Source organism: Streptomyces sp. DH-12 (genome assembly GCF_002899455.1).
In the GTDB taxonomy this organism is placed as follows: Bacteria; Actinomycetota; Actinomycetes; order Streptomycetales; family Streptomycetaceae; genus Streptomyces.
This window is the reverse complement of sequence record NZ_PPFB01000001.1, coordinates 403,432-419,841: the sequence shown is the minus strand read 5'-3', so window position 1 is coordinate 419,841 and position 16,410 is coordinate 403,432. Positions and strand designations below refer to the sequence as shown.

Annotated in this window: 11 protein-coding genes and 1 pseudogene; 9 read left to right on the top strand and 3 right to left on the bottom strand. The window is 70.3% G+C overall.

Annotated features, from left to right (window positions below):
• The first annotated feature begins 447 nt into the window (after positions 1-447).
• The gene (locus tag C1708_RS01150; RefSeq protein WP_106410861.1) at positions 448-1,977 is read left to right on the top strand and encodes an MFS transporter; all 1,530 of its coding nucleotides are present in this window, start codon (positions 448-450) and stop codon (positions 1,975-1,977) included.
• Positions 1,978-2,408: 431 nt separating this feature from the next.
• Here C1708_RS01150 and C1708_RS01145 read toward each other — a convergent pair whose 3' ends face one another.
• The gene (locus C1708_RS01145) at positions 2,409-3,173 is read right to left on the bottom strand and encodes an NAD(P)H-dependent oxidoreductase (RefSeq protein ID WP_106410860.1); all 765 of its coding nucleotides are present in this window, start codon (positions 3,171-3,173) and stop codon (positions 2,409-2,411) included.
• 44 nt (positions 3,174-3,217) lie between these two features.
• Here C1708_RS01145 and C1708_RS01140 point away from each other — a divergent pair, with 44 nt between their 5' ends.
• Positions 3,218-4,225 carry a GlxA family transcriptional regulator gene (locus C1708_RS01140; protein ID WP_106410859.1) on the top strand — a complete coding sequence of 336 codons (1,008 nt, stop codon included), beginning with the start codon at positions 3,218-3,220 and terminating at the stop codon, positions 4,223-4,225.
• Positions 4,226-4,964: 739 nt separating this feature from the next.
• On the opposite strand, the gene C1708_RS01135 is transcribed toward C1708_RS01140, so the two are convergent.
• Positions 4,965-6,689, bottom strand: a complete 1,725-nt coding sequence (locus tag C1708_RS01135) for a discoidin domain-containing protein (protein ID WP_106410858.1) — start codon at positions 6,687-6,689, stop codon at positions 4,965-4,967.
• Between the two features lie 427 nt (positions 6,690-7,116).
• On the opposite strand from C1708_RS01135, the gene C1708_RS01130 reads away from it, so the two are divergent.
• The 4 genes and pseudogenes from C1708_RS01130 (at position 7,117) to C1708_RS01115 (ending at position 11,656) form a co-directional block, all read left to right on the top strand.
• A complete protein-coding gene (locus tag C1708_RS01130; RefSeq protein ID WP_106410857.1) occupies positions 7,117-9,309 on the top strand; it encodes a discoidin domain-containing protein in 2,193 nt (730 codons plus the stop codon).
• 339 nt (positions 9,310-9,648) lie between these two features.
• Positions 9,649-10,080, top strand: a pseudogene (locus tag C1708_RS01125) (discoidin domain-containing protein); the annotation flags it as partial.
• 102 nt (positions 10,081-10,182) lie between these two features.
• Positions 10,183-11,259, top strand: coding sequence for a DUF1996 domain-containing protein (locus tag C1708_RS01120; protein WP_106410856.1), 1,077 nt, complete (start codon positions 10,183-10,185; stop codon positions 11,257-11,259).
• An 85-nt stretch (positions 11,260-11,344) separates the two neighbouring features.
• Positions 11,345-11,656, top strand: a complete 312-nt coding sequence (locus C1708_RS01115) for a fibronectin type III-like domain-contianing protein (RefSeq protein WP_106410855.1) — start codon at positions 11,345-11,347, stop codon at positions 11,654-11,656.
• Between the two features lie 6 nt (positions 11,657-11,662).
• Here C1708_RS01115 and C1708_RS01110 read toward each other — a convergent pair whose 3' ends face one another.
• Entirely contained in the window at positions 11,663-12,979 is a 1,317-nt protein-coding gene (locus tag C1708_RS01110; RefSeq protein ID WP_391664153.1) for an ROK family protein, read from the bottom strand.
• 200 nt (positions 12,980-13,179) lie between these two features.
• Between C1708_RS01110 and C1708_RS01105 the strand changes: the two genes are divergently transcribed.
• The 3 genes from C1708_RS01105 to C1708_RS01095 are packed head-to-tail and all read left to right on the top strand — an operon-like array spanning position 13,180 to position 16,373.
• Positions 13,180-14,496 (top strand): extracellular solute-binding protein, encoded by a 1,317-nt coding sequence (locus tag C1708_RS01105; RefSeq protein ID WP_106410853.1) that lies wholly within the window; start codon positions 13,180-13,182, stop codon positions 14,494-14,496.
• A gap of 16 nt (positions 14,497-14,512) precedes the next feature.
• Positions 14,513-15,505, top strand: a complete 993-nt coding sequence (locus C1708_RS01100; protein ID WP_106410852.1) for a carbohydrate ABC transporter permease — start codon at positions 14,513-14,515, stop codon at positions 15,503-15,505.
• A 28-nt stretch (positions 15,506-15,533) separates the two neighbouring features.
• Positions 15,534-16,373, top strand: coding sequence for a carbohydrate ABC transporter permease (locus tag C1708_RS01095; RefSeq protein ID WP_106416089.1), 840 nt, complete (start codon positions 15,534-15,536; stop codon positions 16,371-16,373).
• The last annotated feature ends 37 nt before the right edge of the window (positions 16,374-16,410 follow it).

Below are 16,410 nucleotides of genomic sequence, written 5' to 3'. Positions count from 1 at the left end.
GTACGTACTCCCAGGCGCATACGAGGGGGGTGAGCGGCGAGCGTGGTGCGACGGCGGTATCGGTCCGGGAAGGGCCTGGTGACCACGGCGTTCGCCGCGCCGGCCGACCGCGATCCGGAATGATCGACTGCCGATCCGGTGTCTAGCACGGTGAGTTGACCGTCCGGGGTGTCCGCCGGCCCGAAATGATCTTTGGGTGAACCGCCCCGCTCGGAGTGGTGGGCACGGAGCCCGCCGCCGGGTGGAGGAACCGGGGGTTCCGCCCACGGCACGCCCACGGCATTCACCCCGGCATCACCCGTGCGAGCCGCCTGTTCACCCAGCTGAACTCTTCCCCAACTGCGGTGACGTGTACGGCGCGTGTGGCGTCCCGTGCCCTCACGGCCGGATGCCATCATCCAGCCGTCACGGCGTCTCTCCGTGACCCCGCAGACCCCGAGGATCCCCATGGCACAGCCCGCCGCCCCGCTCGTGAGCGCGGTGGACAAGAGCGCCGTACGGACGCGCCGAGCGCTCCGCGCCCTGCTGCTCGGCCTCTTCGCCGGCCTGCTGTCCAGCACGGTGGTCGTCACCGCGCTGCCGCGCGTCGTCGCCGACCTGGACGGCGGTCAGGCCGCCTTCACGTGGGTCGTCGCGGCCACGATGGTGGCCTCGACGCTCAGTCTGCCGCTGTGGGGGAAGCTCGCCGACCGCGCCGACCGCAAGACGCTGGTCCAGATCTCACTGGGCCTGTTCGCCCTGGGATCGGCGTGGTGCGCGCTCGCGGGCGACGTCGGGCAGTTGATCGCCGGGCGGGCGGTGCAGGGGCTGGGAGCCGGCGGGGTGAACGCGCTGGCCCAGGTGATCGTGGCCGCGCTGGTCCCGCCACGGGAGCGCGGCCGGTACAACGGCCGCATCACGCTGGTCATGACGGCCGGAACGGTCGCCGGCCCTCCGCTCGGCGGTGTGCTGGCCGACACTCCGGGGGTGGGCTGGCGTGCCTGCTTCCATCTGGGCGTGCTCCTCGCGGCCGGCGCCGCCCTCACCCTCCACCGCACGCTGCGGCTGCCCGACTCCGGGCGCACGTCGCGCGGGCCGCGTCCCGACCTGTGGGGCGCGGCCCTGCTCACCGCGATGGTCGGGGCTCTCCTCCTCGCTGTCACCTGGGCCGGGAACGGCGTGCCATGGGTGTCCTGGCCGGTGACGGGAACGGCCTGTGCCGTGCCCGTCCTCGCCGCGCTGTTCGTCCGGCGGCAGTCACGGGCCGTCGACCCGCTGATGCCGCCACGCCTGCTGCGGGACCGCACCGTCGCGCTGTCGGCGCTGGCCGGCTTCGCGGTCGGCCCGGCGCTGTTCGCCGCTCCCGCCCTGCTGGCCCAGTACTTCCAGGTCGCCCGGGCGCAGTCGCCGGCCGTGTCGGGACTGCTGACCCTGCCGATGATCGCCGGCCTGCTGTCCGGGTCCGTCGTCTCCGGCCGGCTCATCAGCGCGCGGGGCCGCTGGAAACTCCCCCTGGCCGCGGGGGGCCTGCTGCTCGTCCTCGGCTTCTCCGTCATGGGCACCGCGGGGGCCCGTACGCCGCTGCTCCTGGTGGGCGCCGCCCTGTTCGCGGGAGGCTCCGGCGTCGGCGTCGTCTCGCAGAACCTCGTGCCGATCGCCCAGAACGCGGCGCCCCCCGACGACCTCGGCGCCGTCACCTCCTTCGTGATCCTCTCCCGCAGCCTCGGCGGTGTGCTCGGCCTCGCCGCCCTCGGCTCCCTGCTGACCGCCCGCGTGGACGCCCTCACCGCCGCGCACGCCCCGGCCGGGACCGGACTCGACGGCGGCCTGCCGGACCTGCGCGCGCTGGGTCCCCCGGCCGTGGACGGCGTCCGGGCGGTGTACGGCCAGGCCTTCGGCGACGTGTTCACCGCCGCCGTGCCCTTCGCCCTGCTCGCACTGGCCGCCGTCCTGCTGCTGCGGGAGGCGCCTCTGCGCTCGACCCTCGACGAACACTGAGCGCGGGACGCCGACTGCCCTCCGGCTGCCCGCCGCGGCCTTCCCGCCGGCCGGGAACCGGCATCGTGTCGCTACGCCCCCATTCCGCGTCACTCATGCCGGACGGACACCCCGGCCGCCCGTACGGCCGGTTCCCGGTGTTCCCGAACCGGTGAGCGAGGCGATCACACATCGCCGGGTGCCGGGTGGGACGACCGCGATGCCGACACGAAGAACTGGAGCACCAGGGGCCTCCTGTTGCCCGGTGGATTTCGACACCCTCGAACTGTGCGGAAGCACCCGCTTTCACGCTCAGCCGGCCAGGCGCCCTCACGTTCTCCGACGGCCTGCGGCCGACGGCCGGTTGATCGCGGCCGTCGGCTGGTGCCGATCCCAGTAGCTGAGCGAGACCGTCCTCACGCGCGGGCTGCCGTTCCCCTGGTGTGCCGGTGTCAGGCCACGTGCGCTCTCAGACCGGTCAGCCCCGGTGCCACGTCCGGTCGCAGCACGAGGTCGTGGCCGTAGTCTCCGCCGTTCTGCGGTCGGTACGCGATCGGCTCGGTCGTCGGAATCGCGAGCAGGCGCTCGCGCAGTTCCTCGGCCGCCGCCTCGCCCTCCTCGGGCGTGAACCGGTCGGCACCCGTGATCAGCACCGGGGGCAGCACCTCCGCGCCCGCGTAGAACAGGGTGCCGTGCTGCAGCGGGAACAGCAGCTCGTCGACGGATCCGTGAATGCCCCGCTCACCGTAGAGCCCTGCCGGCCCGCCCATGGTCACGACCGTCATCGCACGCTTGCCCGCGAGGAACCCGTCCCCGTAGCCGATCCACTCGCCGTTCGGACCGCGCAACCCGTATGCGAAGCCCTGGTGCCAGACCCGGTCGAACCAGCCCTTGAGGATGGCGGGCATTCCGAACCACCACATCGGGAACTGGACCACGATGGTGTCTGCCCGGTTGATCTTTTCCTGCTCGGCTCGAATGTCGGCGCTCAGCGCGCCGCTCTCGTACGCCTGCTTCGCAGCGGCAGCGACCTGGAACCGCTTCGCCGGGGGGTGGGCGTAGTCGGCGGTGTCGACGACGGGGTTCCAGCCCATTGCGTACAGGTCCGACACCTCGACCTGGTGACCCTCAGCGCGGAGCGCGCGCTGTCCCTCCGCGGCGAGGTAGCTGTTGAGCGAGCGGGGTTCGGGGTGGGCAAGAATCCAAAGAACGTTCATGACGTCGATGGTGACCGCGCGGCACCGCCACGACGACTGGCCTGATGGACAATATCTGCGAGGATCGGGCCATGGCTGCTTTCGCTGAGGACGGGCGCCACCGAGTGGCGGTCCTGGTCCGTGACAAGGTGCTGTCGTTCGAACTCAGCATCGTCCACCGGATCTTCGGCCAGGCGCGCTCGGCCGCCGGCGCCGCGCTCTACGAGATCGTGACGTGCGCGACCGAGCCCGGCGCGATGCGCACGGACGCCGATTTCTCCATCACCGTCGCTCACGGCCTCGAGGCACTGGCCGAGGCCGACACCGTCATCGTCCCCGGCTCCGAGGACGACTTCGAACCCTGGAGCGGGCCGCTTGACCCCTCGCTCACCGCCGCGCTGGCGCGGACCCAGCCGGGCACACGGATCGCTTCGATCTGTACGGGCTCGTTCGTGCTGGCCGCGGCGGGCCTGCTGACAGGGCGGCGGGCAACCACGCACTGGCGCTCATCCGCCCGGTTCCGGGAGCGGTTCCCGGAGGTCGTGTTCGACCTGGACGTCCTCTACACCGACGACGACGGCGTCCTCACCTCTGCCGGAGCGGCGTCGGGCATCGACTTGTGCCTGCACATGATCCGCACCGACTACGGCGCAGCAGTCGCCAACGACGTGGCGCGCGGTTCCGTCGTCCCGCCACACCGCGAGGGCGGGCAGGCGCAGTACGTGCAGCGGCCGATGCCGGACCCGAGTGTCTCCTCGACCGGCAAAGCGCGCCAATGGGCACTCGCGAACCTCCACCGGCCCATCACGCTCCGGGAACTGGCAGACCAGGAATCGACGAGCACGCGAACCCTCACCCGCCGCTTCCGAGACGAGATCGGCACATCGCCGGGACGGTGGCTCGCCCGACAGCGCATCGAGCGAGCCTGCTCCCTGCTGGAACGCACCGACCTGCCCATCGAAGAGGTCGCCGTCACCGCGGGCTTCGGCACCGCCGACTCATTGCGATTGCATCTGCGATCCCAACTAGGGGTCTCACCCAGCGCCTACCGCGCCACGTTCCGCGGCCCCTGACCCGCCACGCGCGAGGGTCATGGCGACCGTCCCGTCAGGAGTTCTGAGCTTCGGGGTCGAACTGAGCACACCACCGGCCTGGATGGCGTCCCGCGAGATGGTGTAGGCGATCACCGTGCGGGTGTGCGCGGGCGGGTGCCCGGAGCGTGCATCCGGCGACGGTCTCCGCTCCCTGCGCACAGGGCAGGCCACCGTGCGAACCGCCCGCCGTTCTGCCAGCGGGCACTGACAGGGCCGTACGGATGACAATGCCGCCCGGCGCCGCTTCCGGTGGGGTCGTTCCTCAGCCGCAACTACCAACTGGCGTGTGAGCACTGGTCCCTCGGCGTCAATCTGACCAGCGGGCCGTGGCCCTCGCCTGCGCCCTCCACACTGACCGACCTGGTCTCAAGCTGCACACCGAGTCGGTGTCCCGGCCCCCGGGGCCGCACGAGCGGGGGAGGAGGGCCGTCGCCGACTCAAATACCTCAACGAGGAGTACTGCCGCCGCCAAGAGCGACCGGGTGGGCGGCCGGCCTGGAACGCTGCCGATGGTCCCGGCGCCTGTCCGGACTTCGAAGGGACCGCCGGCCATGATGCGCTGGCGGATCCACCGCGCCGTTCTCCTGGGGCGCTTCGCGCGGGGATGGATTGCGTTTCGGGGATGCCCGGCGAACCGGACCGGGTCGGGGTCCGGGCTTCCCGAGGGGAGGGGCCGGGACCGCTGATCCCGGCCCCTCGGTTCACGGCGGACGGCGTGTCACTGATAGACCCGAACGTAGTCGACCAGCATCTTCGCCGGGAACGGGGTCGAGGCGTCGGGCGGTCCGGGCCAGTCGCCGCCGACGGCGAGGTTGAGGATCAGGTAGAAGGGGTGGTCGAAGACCCACGGGCCGCGGGTCTGTTCGATCTGGGCCTTGTCGAGCGTGAGGACGGTCCGGCCGTCGAGGCTGTAGACGATGCCCTTGCTGTCCCAGTGGGCGGCCCACACGTGGAAGTCGTCCGAGTAGTCGGCGTCACCCGGCAGCTTGTAGGGGGCGCCGACCCCGCCGCCGCCGTTGTAGGCCGGTGCGTGGACGGTCGAGTACGAGGTCTTCACGTCCTTTCCGAGGACTTCCATGATGTCGATCTCGCCGTTGTACGGCCACGGACGGCCGTCGAGGAAGTCGGCGCCCATCATCCAGAAGGCGGGCCACAGACCGTTGCCCTTGGGCACCTTGATCCGCGCCTCGACCCGGCCGTATGTGAACTCGAACTTGTTGCCGGTGTTGATCCGGGCGGAGGTGTACTGGCAGGTGCCGCTCCCGGTGAGCGGGTCGGCCGGGCACGAGGTGCCGGGCGTGGCCTGTTTGCGTGCCTCTATGACGAGGTGACCGGCGCCGTCCATGCTCACGTTGTCGTGGTGGGTGTAGTACTCCAGTTCGTTGTTGGGGCCGGTGCCGGGGTCCGCGGACCATTTGGCTGGGTCGGGCCTGGTGCCCGCCGGGGAGTTGAACTCGTCCTGCCAGACGATCCGGGGCGGGTCGGCGGGGCCGGGTGGCAGCGGAGGCGGGGTGATCGGGGCTCCGCCGGCGCCGTACACCTGGAACTCCCACAGCGAGTAGCCGTACGGGGTGGCTCGCTGGGTGCCGTACATGCGGACGTACCGGCCGGTTCCGGAGACGGCCAGCGTCTGCTTGAAGCCGGTGCCGGTGGTGGTCGAGTAGATCGGGGTCCAGTTCGTGTTGTCGGACGAGACCTGGATCTGGAACGACCTGGCGTAGGCCGGGTCCCACTGGAGCACCACCTTGCTGATCTGCGCCGACGCGCCCAGGTCGACGGAGATCCAGCCGGGGTCGGTCCAGCCGTTCGTGGGGCTGGTCGCCCAGCGGGTGGCGGGGTCGCGGTCGAAGGCGCGGGCGGGGGAGCACTCCCAGCAGTGACCGTCGTGCTGCGAGCTGGACGCCGTGCCGGTCCTGCCGTAGGACAGGAGCTTCTCGCCGGGGGCGGGATCCGGGTCGCCGCCGGTGTCCTTGCTGCCGTACACCTGGAACTCCCACAGGGAGTAGCCGTACGGGGTGGCTCGTTGGGTGCCGTACATGCGGACGTACCGGCCGGTGCCCGAGACGGTCAGCCGCTGGTCGCCACCGGTACCGGCGGCGGTCTCGTGGACCGTGGACCAGGTACGGGCGTCGGCGGACACCTGGATCTGGAACGCCTTGGCGTAGGCGGCCTCCCAGTTCAGGGCGACCTCGCTGATCTTGGCGGAAGCACCCAGGTCGACCTGGATCCACTGGGGGTCGGCGAAGGCGCTGGACCAGCGGGTGCCCGGATCACCGTCCACGGCGTTGACGCCGGCGAACGGGTTCTCCGCGGACGAGACCGTCACCGGTCTGCCCTGGGAAAGCAGGGGGTCGGCGGCGTGGGCGGACGGGGGGCCCGGCAGGCCGGCGAACGACAGCAGGATGACCGCGAGGGCCATGAGCAGGCCCAGGCGGCGGCGCATCGGACTCACGGCGGCTCCTCGAAGCGATCGGGTGGGGCCAGAAGGACAGGGAGCGTTCTCTGGAGGGGGAGCCTGCTGGCGTCGAGAAGGTGTGTCAAGGGTTTACGTTCACCTTGAGAAAACGTGTAATCCGCACCTGGCGGTGCATCGACTCGCCTGTGGGGCGAACGGTTTCCCTCATGCCGTGCCTGTCCGCGGTGTCCCCTCCGGAAGCCTTGCCGGCCGCCGCGCGGTGGGGCTGACCGGTGGTGCGGCCGGGTCCCCGTCGATGCCGCACCAGCCGTGCCTCGGACGCACCGGCGCTCAACTGCTACTTAATGAAAGATAAAAGATAAGTAATGACAGATCCTTGACCGCCCCGTCTCGTTGCGGGCAAGGTTCCGGAGAACGCTCTCCCCTGTCGTTTTCGTTTCCAAGGAGCCCCCACATGCCCGCAGTTGGCATACCGTCAGTGGCGCCACCACCCCGCAGACCCGTGCGCCGAGGTGTCGTCGGCGCGTTGGTCACCGCCCTCGCCGCCACCCTGCTCACCCTCGCGCCCGCCCGGCAGGCCGAGGCCGCACCCGTGCTGCTGTCCCAGGGCAAGCCGGTCACGGCCTCCAGCCAGGAGCACGGCGGCACGCCGGCCGTCGACGCCGTCGACGGCAACTCCGGCACCCGCTGGTCCAGCGCCCACTCCGACCCGCAGTGGATCCGCGTCGATCTCGGCGCGACCACCCAGGTGAGCCAGGTCGTCCTGGACTGGGAGGCGGCGTACGGCAAGAGCTACCGCATCGAGCTCTCCACCAACGGCACGGACTGGTCGACGGCCTACCGGACCACCACCGGCGACGGCGGCACGGACACCGTCAACGTGACGGGCGAGGCCCGATACGTCCGGATGTACGGCACGGCCCGCGCCACCCAGTACGGTTACTCGCTCTGGGAGTTCAAGGTGTACGGCGAGAGCGGCACCGGCGGCCCGCAACTGCCGGGCGGCGGTGACCTCGGCCCGAACGTGCACGTCTTCGACCCGTCGACGCCGGGCATCCAGGCCAAGCTGGACGAGGTGTTCCGCCAGCAGGAGTCCGCGCAGTTCGGCAACGGCCGGCACGCGTTCTTCTTCAAGCCGGGCACGTACAACAACCTCAACGCCCAGATCGGCTTCTACACCCAGATCGCGGGCCTCGGCCTGAAGCCCGACGACACGACCATCAACGGTGACGTGACGGTCGACGCCGGCTGGTTCAACGGCAACGCCACGCAGAACTTCTGGCGGGCGGCCGAGAACCTGGCGCTGAACCCGGTGAGCGGCACCAACCGGTGGGCGGTCTCCCAGGCGGCGTCGTTCCGCCGCATGCACGTCAAGGGCGGGCTGAACCTCGCGCCGAACGGCTACGGCTGGGCCAGCGGCGGCTACATCGCCGACAGCAAGATCGACGGCCAGGTCGGCAACTACTCGCAGCAGCAGTGGTACACCCGTGACAGCGCCATCGGCGGCTGGTCCAACTCCGTGTGGAACCAGGTCTTCTCGGGTGTCGAGGGCGCCCCGGCGAACAGCTTCCCCGAGCCCCGCTACACGACCCTGAGCACCACCCCCATCTCCCGTGAGAAGCCGTTCCTCTATCTGGACGGCAGCGAGTACAAGGTCTTCGCGCCGGCCAAGCGCACGAACGCCCGCGGCACCACCTGGGCGAGCGGCACCCCCCAGGGCGAGTCGATCCCGCTCAGCAAGTTCTACGTCGTCAAGCCCGGCGCCACCGCCGCCACCATCAACCAGGCGCTCGCCCAGGGCCTGCACCTGCTGTTCACCCCGGGCGTCTACCACGTCGACCGGACCATCAACGTCGACCGGGCCGACACCATCGTGCTGGGCCTCGGCCTGGCCACGATCATCCCCGACAACGGGGTGACCGCGATGAAGGTCGCCGACGTCGACGGCGTGCGACTGGCCGGCTTCCTCATCGACGCCGGCACCGTCAACTCCCCGACCCTGCTGGAGGTCGGCCCGCAGGAAGCCTCCGCCGACCACGCCGCCGACCCCACCACCGTCCAGGACGTCTACATCCGGATCGGCGGCGCGCACGCGGGCAAGGCGACCACCAGCATGGTCGTCAACAGCGACGACACGATCATCGACCACACCTGGGTCTGGCGCGCCGACCACGGCGAGGGCGTCGGCTGGGAGACCAACCGCGCCGACTACGGCGTCCGCGTCAACGGCGACGACGTGCTCGCCACCGGCCTGTTCGTCGAGCACTTCAACAAGTACGACGTCGAGTGGTACGGCGAGCGCGGACGCACGATCTTCTACCAGAACGAGAAGGCGTACGACGCGCCCGACCAGGCGGCCATCCAGAACGGCTCCACCCAGGGCTACGCCGCCTACCGCGTCGACGACTCCGTCGACACGCATGAGGCGTGGGGCCTGGGCAGTTACTGCAACTACAACGTCGACCCGTCCATCCGCCAGCACCACGGCTTCAAGACCCCGGTCAAGCCGGGGATCAAGTTCCACAGCCTGCTGGTGGTGTCCCTCGGCGGCATGGGCCACTACAACCACGTCATCAACGACACAGGAGCGTCCACGGTCCCCGCGGGAACCTCGACCGTGCCGTCCACCCTCGTGTCCTTCCCCTGACACGCCGTCCGCCGGCCGGCCGGGTGATCCGTCCGACGGCACCGATTCCCCTCCGGTCCGGGTGACACACCCGCGCCCCGGCCCGGAGGGGCCCCGCGGCCCGGTGCCTGAACCGGGCGCCCGGGGCCGCACCCCGCAACGCCCCCGGGCGACCGTGCCTTCCCGCACTGGGCGGCACGCCGCAGCCATGCGCCGTACGGGGCCGGGGCTTCCTGGTGAGCGCTCCCCACCCGGCACTTCGACCTGCCAGGAGCAGATGTGTCCAGACCTCCCTCACCACCCGCCCCGGCCCGCCGCCCCGGCCTCGCCGTGCTGGCCCTCGGCGCGCTGGTGGCCTCGTCGCTCACCCTCACCGCCCCGCCCGCCCAGGCGGCCGACACCCTGCTGTCGCAGGGCAGGACCGCCACCGCCTCCTCCTTCCAGCAGTCGTACGGCGAATGCCCCTGCGAGCCCGCCGAGGCGACCGACGGCAGGGCCGGCACCCGCTGGGCCAGTGACTGGAGCGACCCGCAGTGGATCCGCGTCGGCCTCGGCGCCCCCACCGCGATCCGCAAGCTCCAGTTGCAGTGGGACCCGGCCTGTGCGAAGTCCTATGAGGTCCGGGTGTCCGACGACGGAAGCACCTGGCGCACGGTCCACTCCACGACGACCGGCAACGGCGACATCGACACCATCGACGTCACGGCGACCGCACGGCACGTCCGTCTCCACCTGACGGCCAGAGGGACGGGCTGGGGCTGCTCGCTCCACGAGTTCGGCGTCTACAGCTGACGCACGTCTCCTGCTGACGCACCACGCCAGGCCCCGGCAGGGGGCCGCGCTCAGCCCCCTGCCGGATCACCACACCCCCCACCCACGGGCTGGAGGCCCTCCATGAGATGGCGTACGAAACGACTCCCCGCGCTCCTTCTCGGAAGCGCTCTCGTCGCATCCGTCCTCGGTCTCGGTACGGTCGCCACCGCGGCCGATCCGGGAAGCGCCGCCGCGGCCGGCGGCCACGCCAGGCACACGACGGCCGTGTCGGCCCAGGCGTCCGGCGACGACCACGACGGGGACGGTTACATACCGGCCGTCCCCCAGGTCACCGGCGTCACACCGTCCACGCACACTCCGCCGCCGCGCTACCACAAGGAGTTCCAGGCCAACTGCTCCGTCACGCACACCGCGCCGGACGACCCGATCGTGTACCCGGGACAGCCGGGCAGGTCCCACGACCACACCTTCATGGGCAACACCTCGACCGACGCGCACAGCACCACCGATTCGCTCTACGGCGGCGCCACCAAGTGCCTCGCACCCGCCGACGGCTCCGCGTACTGGATGCCCTCCCTGTACGACGGGGACAAGAAGATCCTTCCGGTGGGCCCGCAGGTCATCTACTACAAGGCAGGTGTCACCGACTACACCAGCGTGCGGCCCTTCCCCAAGGGGCTGCGGTTCGTCGTGGGCGACCCGATGCAGAGCGCCGACGAGTTCCGCCGCCACTGCGGCTTCGTCGAGGGCTGGGAATGCGGTGACAGCTTCTTCAACACCGACTTCCCGGCGAGCTGCCCGAGCAGGCCCGACGTACAGATCAACCTCCGTATGCAGGCGCCCAGTTGCTGGGACGGCAAGTACCTCGACACCCCCGACCACAAGAGCCACATGGCCTACCCGGCCGTCAAACCCGGCACCAACGACACCATGTGCCCGGCCTCCCACCCGGTCGCCGTGCCGATGATCGAGTTCAAGATGGCCTTCCCGGTCAACGGCGACATGAGCCAGGTCCGCCTGGCCGGCGGTCGCGGCTACTCCTTCCACTACGACTTCTTCAACGCGTGGGAGGAGCGCACCCTCAAGGCACTGGTCGACGGGTGCATCAGGGGCGGTTTCCAGTGCGACGCGCGCGGCTACGACCTGTACCACCCGGAACGGGACGCGGTCCTGAACGCGGACTACCGACTGTCCTGACCGGCCGTACCTCCTCGGGTGCACCACCTGGGAGTACGGGGCCGTCGACGCGCCGGCAAGGGTCACGGCCGGCGACGCGTCCACCGTGCGGGCACACCTGCGCAACACCGGTACCCGCGCCGGGCGGGAGGTCGTCCAGATCTACGTCGCGCGGCCGGACCCGGCCGTGGAACGGCCCGTACGCTGGTCCGCCGGATACGCGGCGGCCCGCGCGGAGCCGGGCCGGACGGTGACCGCCGAGGAGGAAGCGGCGCCCCGCGTCCTGCGTCACTGGTCGCAGGACGAGCACGCCTGGGCAGTGGAGCCCGGACCCTATCGGCTCATGGCGGGCAGGTCGGCAGGAGACCCGCGGTGGCAGGGCGAGGTGACGGTGGAGTCCCCGGCCCTCCACGGCTGAGGCCCCTCACTGCGCCGCCCGCTCCCGCAGGCTGGTCTGCCACACGGGACTCTGCTGCTCCGGGGCCGCCTCGGCGCGGCGGCCCCCGCGGGCGAAGAACGCGGCGAGCGGCAGGATCGCCGCTCCGACCGTGACGGCGTCCGGCCCCAGGGTGCCCAGATCGATGTCGACGCGCCCGCCCGGATACTTCAGCGAATACGAAGTGGCGTATGCCCGCACGGTGTCGAGGAAGCGCCGCCCGAGCTGGAGTCCGGCCCAGCCGCCGACGAGGATGCGTTCGGGCTGGAACAGGTTGATCAGGTCGGAGAAACCGGCGCCCAGGTACTCGGCGGTTTCCTCCAGCACGGCCAGAGCGGTCGCATCCGCCGGCGCGGTGACCCCCTCGGCGTCGGGGACCGGGTACGCGGCGGCGAGCATCGCGGTCAGCGCGGTCTCCTCGTCCGCGCCCGCCGGTGGCCGCCCGCCCGCCTCCGCCCACCGTTCCAGGAGCGCTTCCGCGCCGGCGTACGCCTCCAGGCAGCCCGTCGCACCGCAGCGGCAGTTCCGGCCCCGCACCCGTACGGTCAGATGCCCCCACTCCAGGGCCCGGCCGGACCGCATGTCGTCGGTGACGACGCAGGCGCCGACGCCGGAGCCGAAGAGGACCACCACCGCGTTCTGCGCCCCCCGCCCGGCCCCGAACCACATCTCCGCCTGGCCGAGCGTCTTGGCACCGTTGTCGATGTAGTACGGCACGGCCTCGGGCAGCAGCCGGGACTCGCGCAGCAGGCGCTCCAGCGGGACGGCGTCCCAGCCGATGGTCTGGCCGTGCACGACGGCGCCGTCCTGCGCACTCCGGGCGACGATGCCCGGCACGCCGATCCCGACGCCCAGCAGCCGCTCCGCCGGGATACCGGCCAGGTCCAGGACCTCGGGGATGCCCTCGCGGAGGTGCCCGACCACGACACCGACGTCGTAGCGGTCCACCCGCCGGGGACTCTCGGTCGCCAACGGACGTTCCACCCGCGCGAGTTCGGTAAGGGACAGGTCGAACAGCTCGATCCGTACCCGTGTCTCGCCGACGTCCACGCCGATCATGTAGCCGCTGTGCGCGCTGATACGCAGCAGCGTCCGGGGGCGCCCGCCGGCCGAATCCACGCTGCCGGCCTCCTCGACCAAGCCCTCGGCGACCAGCTCGGAGACCACGTTGCTCACCGAGCCCGAGCTGAGCCCGGTGACCGGACCGAGCGAGAAGCGGCTGAGGGGGCCGTCGAAATACAACCGTTGCAACACCGCAGTGCGATTCTCACGCCGCAGGTCACGCACCGTACGGCCGCTGCGCATCTTCACCCTGCCCCCTCGTCCTCAATGTCCTGCACGCAACATACATGGGACAAGGGCCTTGACGCGACCTTCACTTGAGGTTTAACTCACACCGTGAATTAAGCGGCGGGGTGCTTCAGGGCTCGAACGCGGGACGTCACTCGTGTCGCCCCTCCCCGCAGACGAAGTCCGTCAACCTTTCCGGAAGGGCCCCTGAAGACATGCGCAGAATCAGAGCCGCAGCCGTCGGCGTCGTCACCCTCTCCCTCGTTCTCGCCGCGGCCGCCTGTGGCGGGGGCTCCTCCGGCTCGGAGGGTTCCAACGACCAGCCGAAGACGCTCACCTACTGGGCTTCGAACCAGGGCGCCAACCTGGAGGCCGACAAGAAGGTCCTCCAGCCGGAACTCGACAAGTTCGAGAAGGAGACCGGCATCAAGGTGAAGCTGGAGGTCGTGCCCTGGTCCGACCTGCTGAACCGGATTCTCACCGCCACCACCTCCGGCCAGGGCCCCGATGTCCTCAACATCGGCAACACCTGGAGCGCCTCCCTCCAGGCCACCGGCGCCCTGCTGCCCTGGGACGCCGAGAACTTCGAGGCGATCGGCGGCCGGGACCGGTTCGTGGAGTCCGCGCTCGGCTCCACCGGCGTCCAGGGCCAGGACCCGGCCGCCGTGCCGCTGTACTCCATGGCCTACGCGCTCTACTACAACAAGAAGCTGTTCGCCGAGGCCGGGATAGCCAAGCCGCCGGCAACCTGGGACGAGCTGGTCGCCGCCGGCAAGAAGCTCACCGCGAAGGGGTACAACGGTCTGGGCGCCGAGGGCTCCAACCTGTCGAACAACATCCACCAGGTGTTCGTCCTCGGCAAGCAGCACGGTGCCGACTTCTTCACCCCCGACGGCAAGCCGGACTTCACCTCCGACGGCGCGGTCACCGCGGTCAAGCAGTACGTCGACCTGATGGCCAAGGCCAAGATCATTGCCCCGGGGAACGCCGAGTACGCCCAGAACCAGTCCCTGAGCGACTTCGCGAAGGACAGGACGGGCATGGTGCTGTGGCAGACCGCGTCGGCCACCTTCAAGGCCCAGGGCATGAACGACGACGAGTGGGGAGTGGCGCCCGCCCCCGTGCAGTCCGGCGAGCCCGGCCCGGGCCGGGCCACCAACTCCATGGTCGCCGGCATCAACATGGCCGTCTTCAAGAACACCAAGAACATCGACGGCGCCAAGAAGTTCATCAACTTCATGACCAGCGAGGAAGAGCAGGTCATCCTCAACAAGGCCTACGGCTCCATCCCGCCGGTCAAGGCCGCGCAGGAGGACCCGGCCTTCAACACGCCTTCGCTCGCCGTGCTGCGCGAGACCCTGGCGAGCAGCGCCACCGCGCTCCCGCAGGTGCCCGAGGAGTCCCAGTTCGAGACCGTCGTCGGCACCGCGGTCAAGGAGCTCTTCGCCGACGCCGCCGCGGGGCGGCCGGTGACCACCGAGTCGGTGCGGGCCAAGCTCGAGAAGGCCCAGCAGCAGATGCCCAAGAACTGAGTGGCGGACCACCACGATGACTCTCACCGCTGCCCCTGACACAGGCGAGCGGAAGGCACGCAAGAGTTCCCCCGGAGCACCGCGCAAGCGCCGCTCCGGGCGGCTGCGGCGCATCAGCCTGCCGTACCTCCTGCTCCTGCCCGCGCTCCTGCTCGAACTCCTGGTCCACCTGGTGCCGATGGTGATCGGCATCGCCGTCAGCTTCAAGGAGCTGACCCAGTTCTACATCCGCGACTGGACCACCGCACCGTGGGCCGCCTTCGACAACTACTCCCTCGCGGTCGACTTCGACGCCCCCGTGGGCGAAGCGCTGCTGAACTCCTTCCTCACCACCTGCCTGTTCACCGTCCTCTCGGTCGGGCTGTGCTGGCTGCTCGGGGTGGCCACCGCCGTGTTCATGCAGGAGAGCTTCCGCGGCCGTGGCTTCCTGCGCACGCTCTTCCTCGTCCCGTACGCGCTGCCCGTCTACGCCGCCGTCATCACCTGGGCGTTCATGTTCCAGCGCGACAACGGCCTGATCAACCACGTCGTGCACGACCAGCTCGGCCTCACCGACAGCCCTCCGTTCTGGCTGATCGGCGACAACAGCTTCGTCGCCCTGCTCATCGTCTCGGTGTGGAAGGGCTGGCCCTTCGCCTTCCTCATCGTCATGGCCGGACTGCAGAACATCCCGAAGGAGATCTACGAGGCCGCCGCCCTCGACGGCGCCGGCGTCTGGCAGCAGATCCGCCGCATCACGCTGCCGGCGCTGCGCCCGGTCAACCAGGTTCTCGTCCTGGTGCTGTTCCTGTGGACGTTCAACGACTTCAACACCCCCTTCGTCCTCTTCGGCGAGGCGGCGCCCGAGGCCGCAGACCTCATCTCCCTGCACATCTACCAGTCCTCGTTCCAGACCTGGAACTTCGGCACCGGCTCCGCCATGTCGGTCCTGCTGCTGCTGTTCCTGCTCGTGGTGACAGGCGTCTACCTCCTGCTCACCTCCCGAGGAAGGAAGGCCTCCGATGCCTAGCCCGTCCCGGCGCCAGGCCCGCTCCCCGATGGCTGCCCCGCAGTCCTTCCTGTGGAGCCGGCGGATCTTCCTGACGCTCCTCGCCGGCTTCGTGCTGCTGCCGGTGTACGTGATGGTCTCCAGCTCGCTGAAGCCGCTGGAGGACGTGTCGGGGAAGTTCGCGTGGATCCCCTCGGGCCTCACCGTCCGCCCGTACTTCGACATCTGGGACACGGTCCCGCTGGCCGACTACTTCATGAACTCGCTGATCGTGGCCGGCGCGGCGACCGTCTGCTCCGTCACCATCGCCGTGTTCGCGGCCTACGCGGTCAGCCGCTACTCCTTCCGCGGCAAGCGCGTCTTCACGGTGACGGTCCTGTCGACCCAGATGTTCCCCGGCATCCTGTTCCTGCTGCCGCTGTTCCTCATCTACGTCAACATCGGCAACGCCACCGGCATCGCGCTGTTCGGCTCCCGCGGCGGCCTGATCCTCACCTACCTCACCTTCTCGCTGCCCTTCTCCATCTGGATGCTGATCGGATACTTCGACTCGGTGCCCAGAGACCTCGACGAAGCGGCCAAGGTGGACGGCTGCGGACCGCTCGGCGCCCTCTTCAGAGTCATCGTGCCCGCCGCGGTCCCCGGCATCGTCGCCGTCGCCGTCTACGCGTTCATGACCGCCTGGGGCGAGGTCCTCTTCGCCTCCGTCATGACCAACGACACCACCCGCACCCTCGCCGTCGGCCTGCAGGGCTACTCCACCCAGAACGACGTGTACTGGAACCAGATCATGGCCGCCTCGCTCGTCGTCAGCTTGCCCGTCGTCGCCGGCTTCCTGCTCCTCCAGCGCTACCTCGTCGCCGGACTGACCGCCGGTGCCGTGAAGTAGCGGCCCACGCCCCTTTCGCCCACCGCACCCTCCGATC

Bases quoted from the DNA above. Each gene is read 5' to 3' on its own strand.
- C1708_RS01145 (WP_106410860.1), bottom strand. From the start codon at position 3,173: ATGAACGTTCTTTGGATTCTTGCCCACCCCGAACCCCGCTCGCTCAAC.
- C1708_RS01130 (WP_106410857.1), top strand. From the start codon at position 7,117: ATGCCCGCAGTTGGCATACCGTCAGTGGCGCCACCACCCCGCAGACCC.
- C1708_RS01140 (WP_106410859.1), top strand. From the start codon at position 3,218: ATGGACAATATCTGCGAGGATCGGGCCATGGCTGCTTTCGCTGAGGAC.
- C1708_RS01135 (WP_106410858.1), bottom strand. From the start codon at position 6,689: ATGCGCCGCCGCCTGGGCCTGCTCATGGCCCTCGCGGTCATCCTGCTG.
- C1708_RS01110 (WP_391664153.1), bottom strand. From the start codon at position 12,979: ATGCGCAGCGGCCGTACGGTGCGTGACCTGCGGCGTGAGAATCGCACT.
- C1708_RS01095 (WP_106416089.1), top strand. From the start codon at position 15,534: ATGGCTGCCCCGCAGTCCTTCCTGTGGAGCCGGCGGATCTTCCTGACG.
- C1708_RS01105 (WP_106410853.1), top strand. From the start codon at position 13,180: ATGCGCAGAATCAGAGCCGCAGCCGTCGGCGTCGTCACCCTCTCCCTC.
- C1708_RS01100 (WP_106410852.1), top strand. From the start codon at position 14,513: ATGACTCTCACCGCTGCCCCTGACACAGGCGAGCGGAAGGCACGCAAG.
- C1708_RS01120 (WP_106410856.1), top strand. From the start codon at position 10,183: ATGAGATGGCGTACGAAACGACTCCCCGCGCTCCTTCTCGGAAGCGCT.
- C1708_RS01150 (WP_106410861.1), top strand. From the start codon at position 448: ATGGCACAGCCCGCCGCCCCGCTCGTGAGCGCGGTGGACAAGAGCGCC.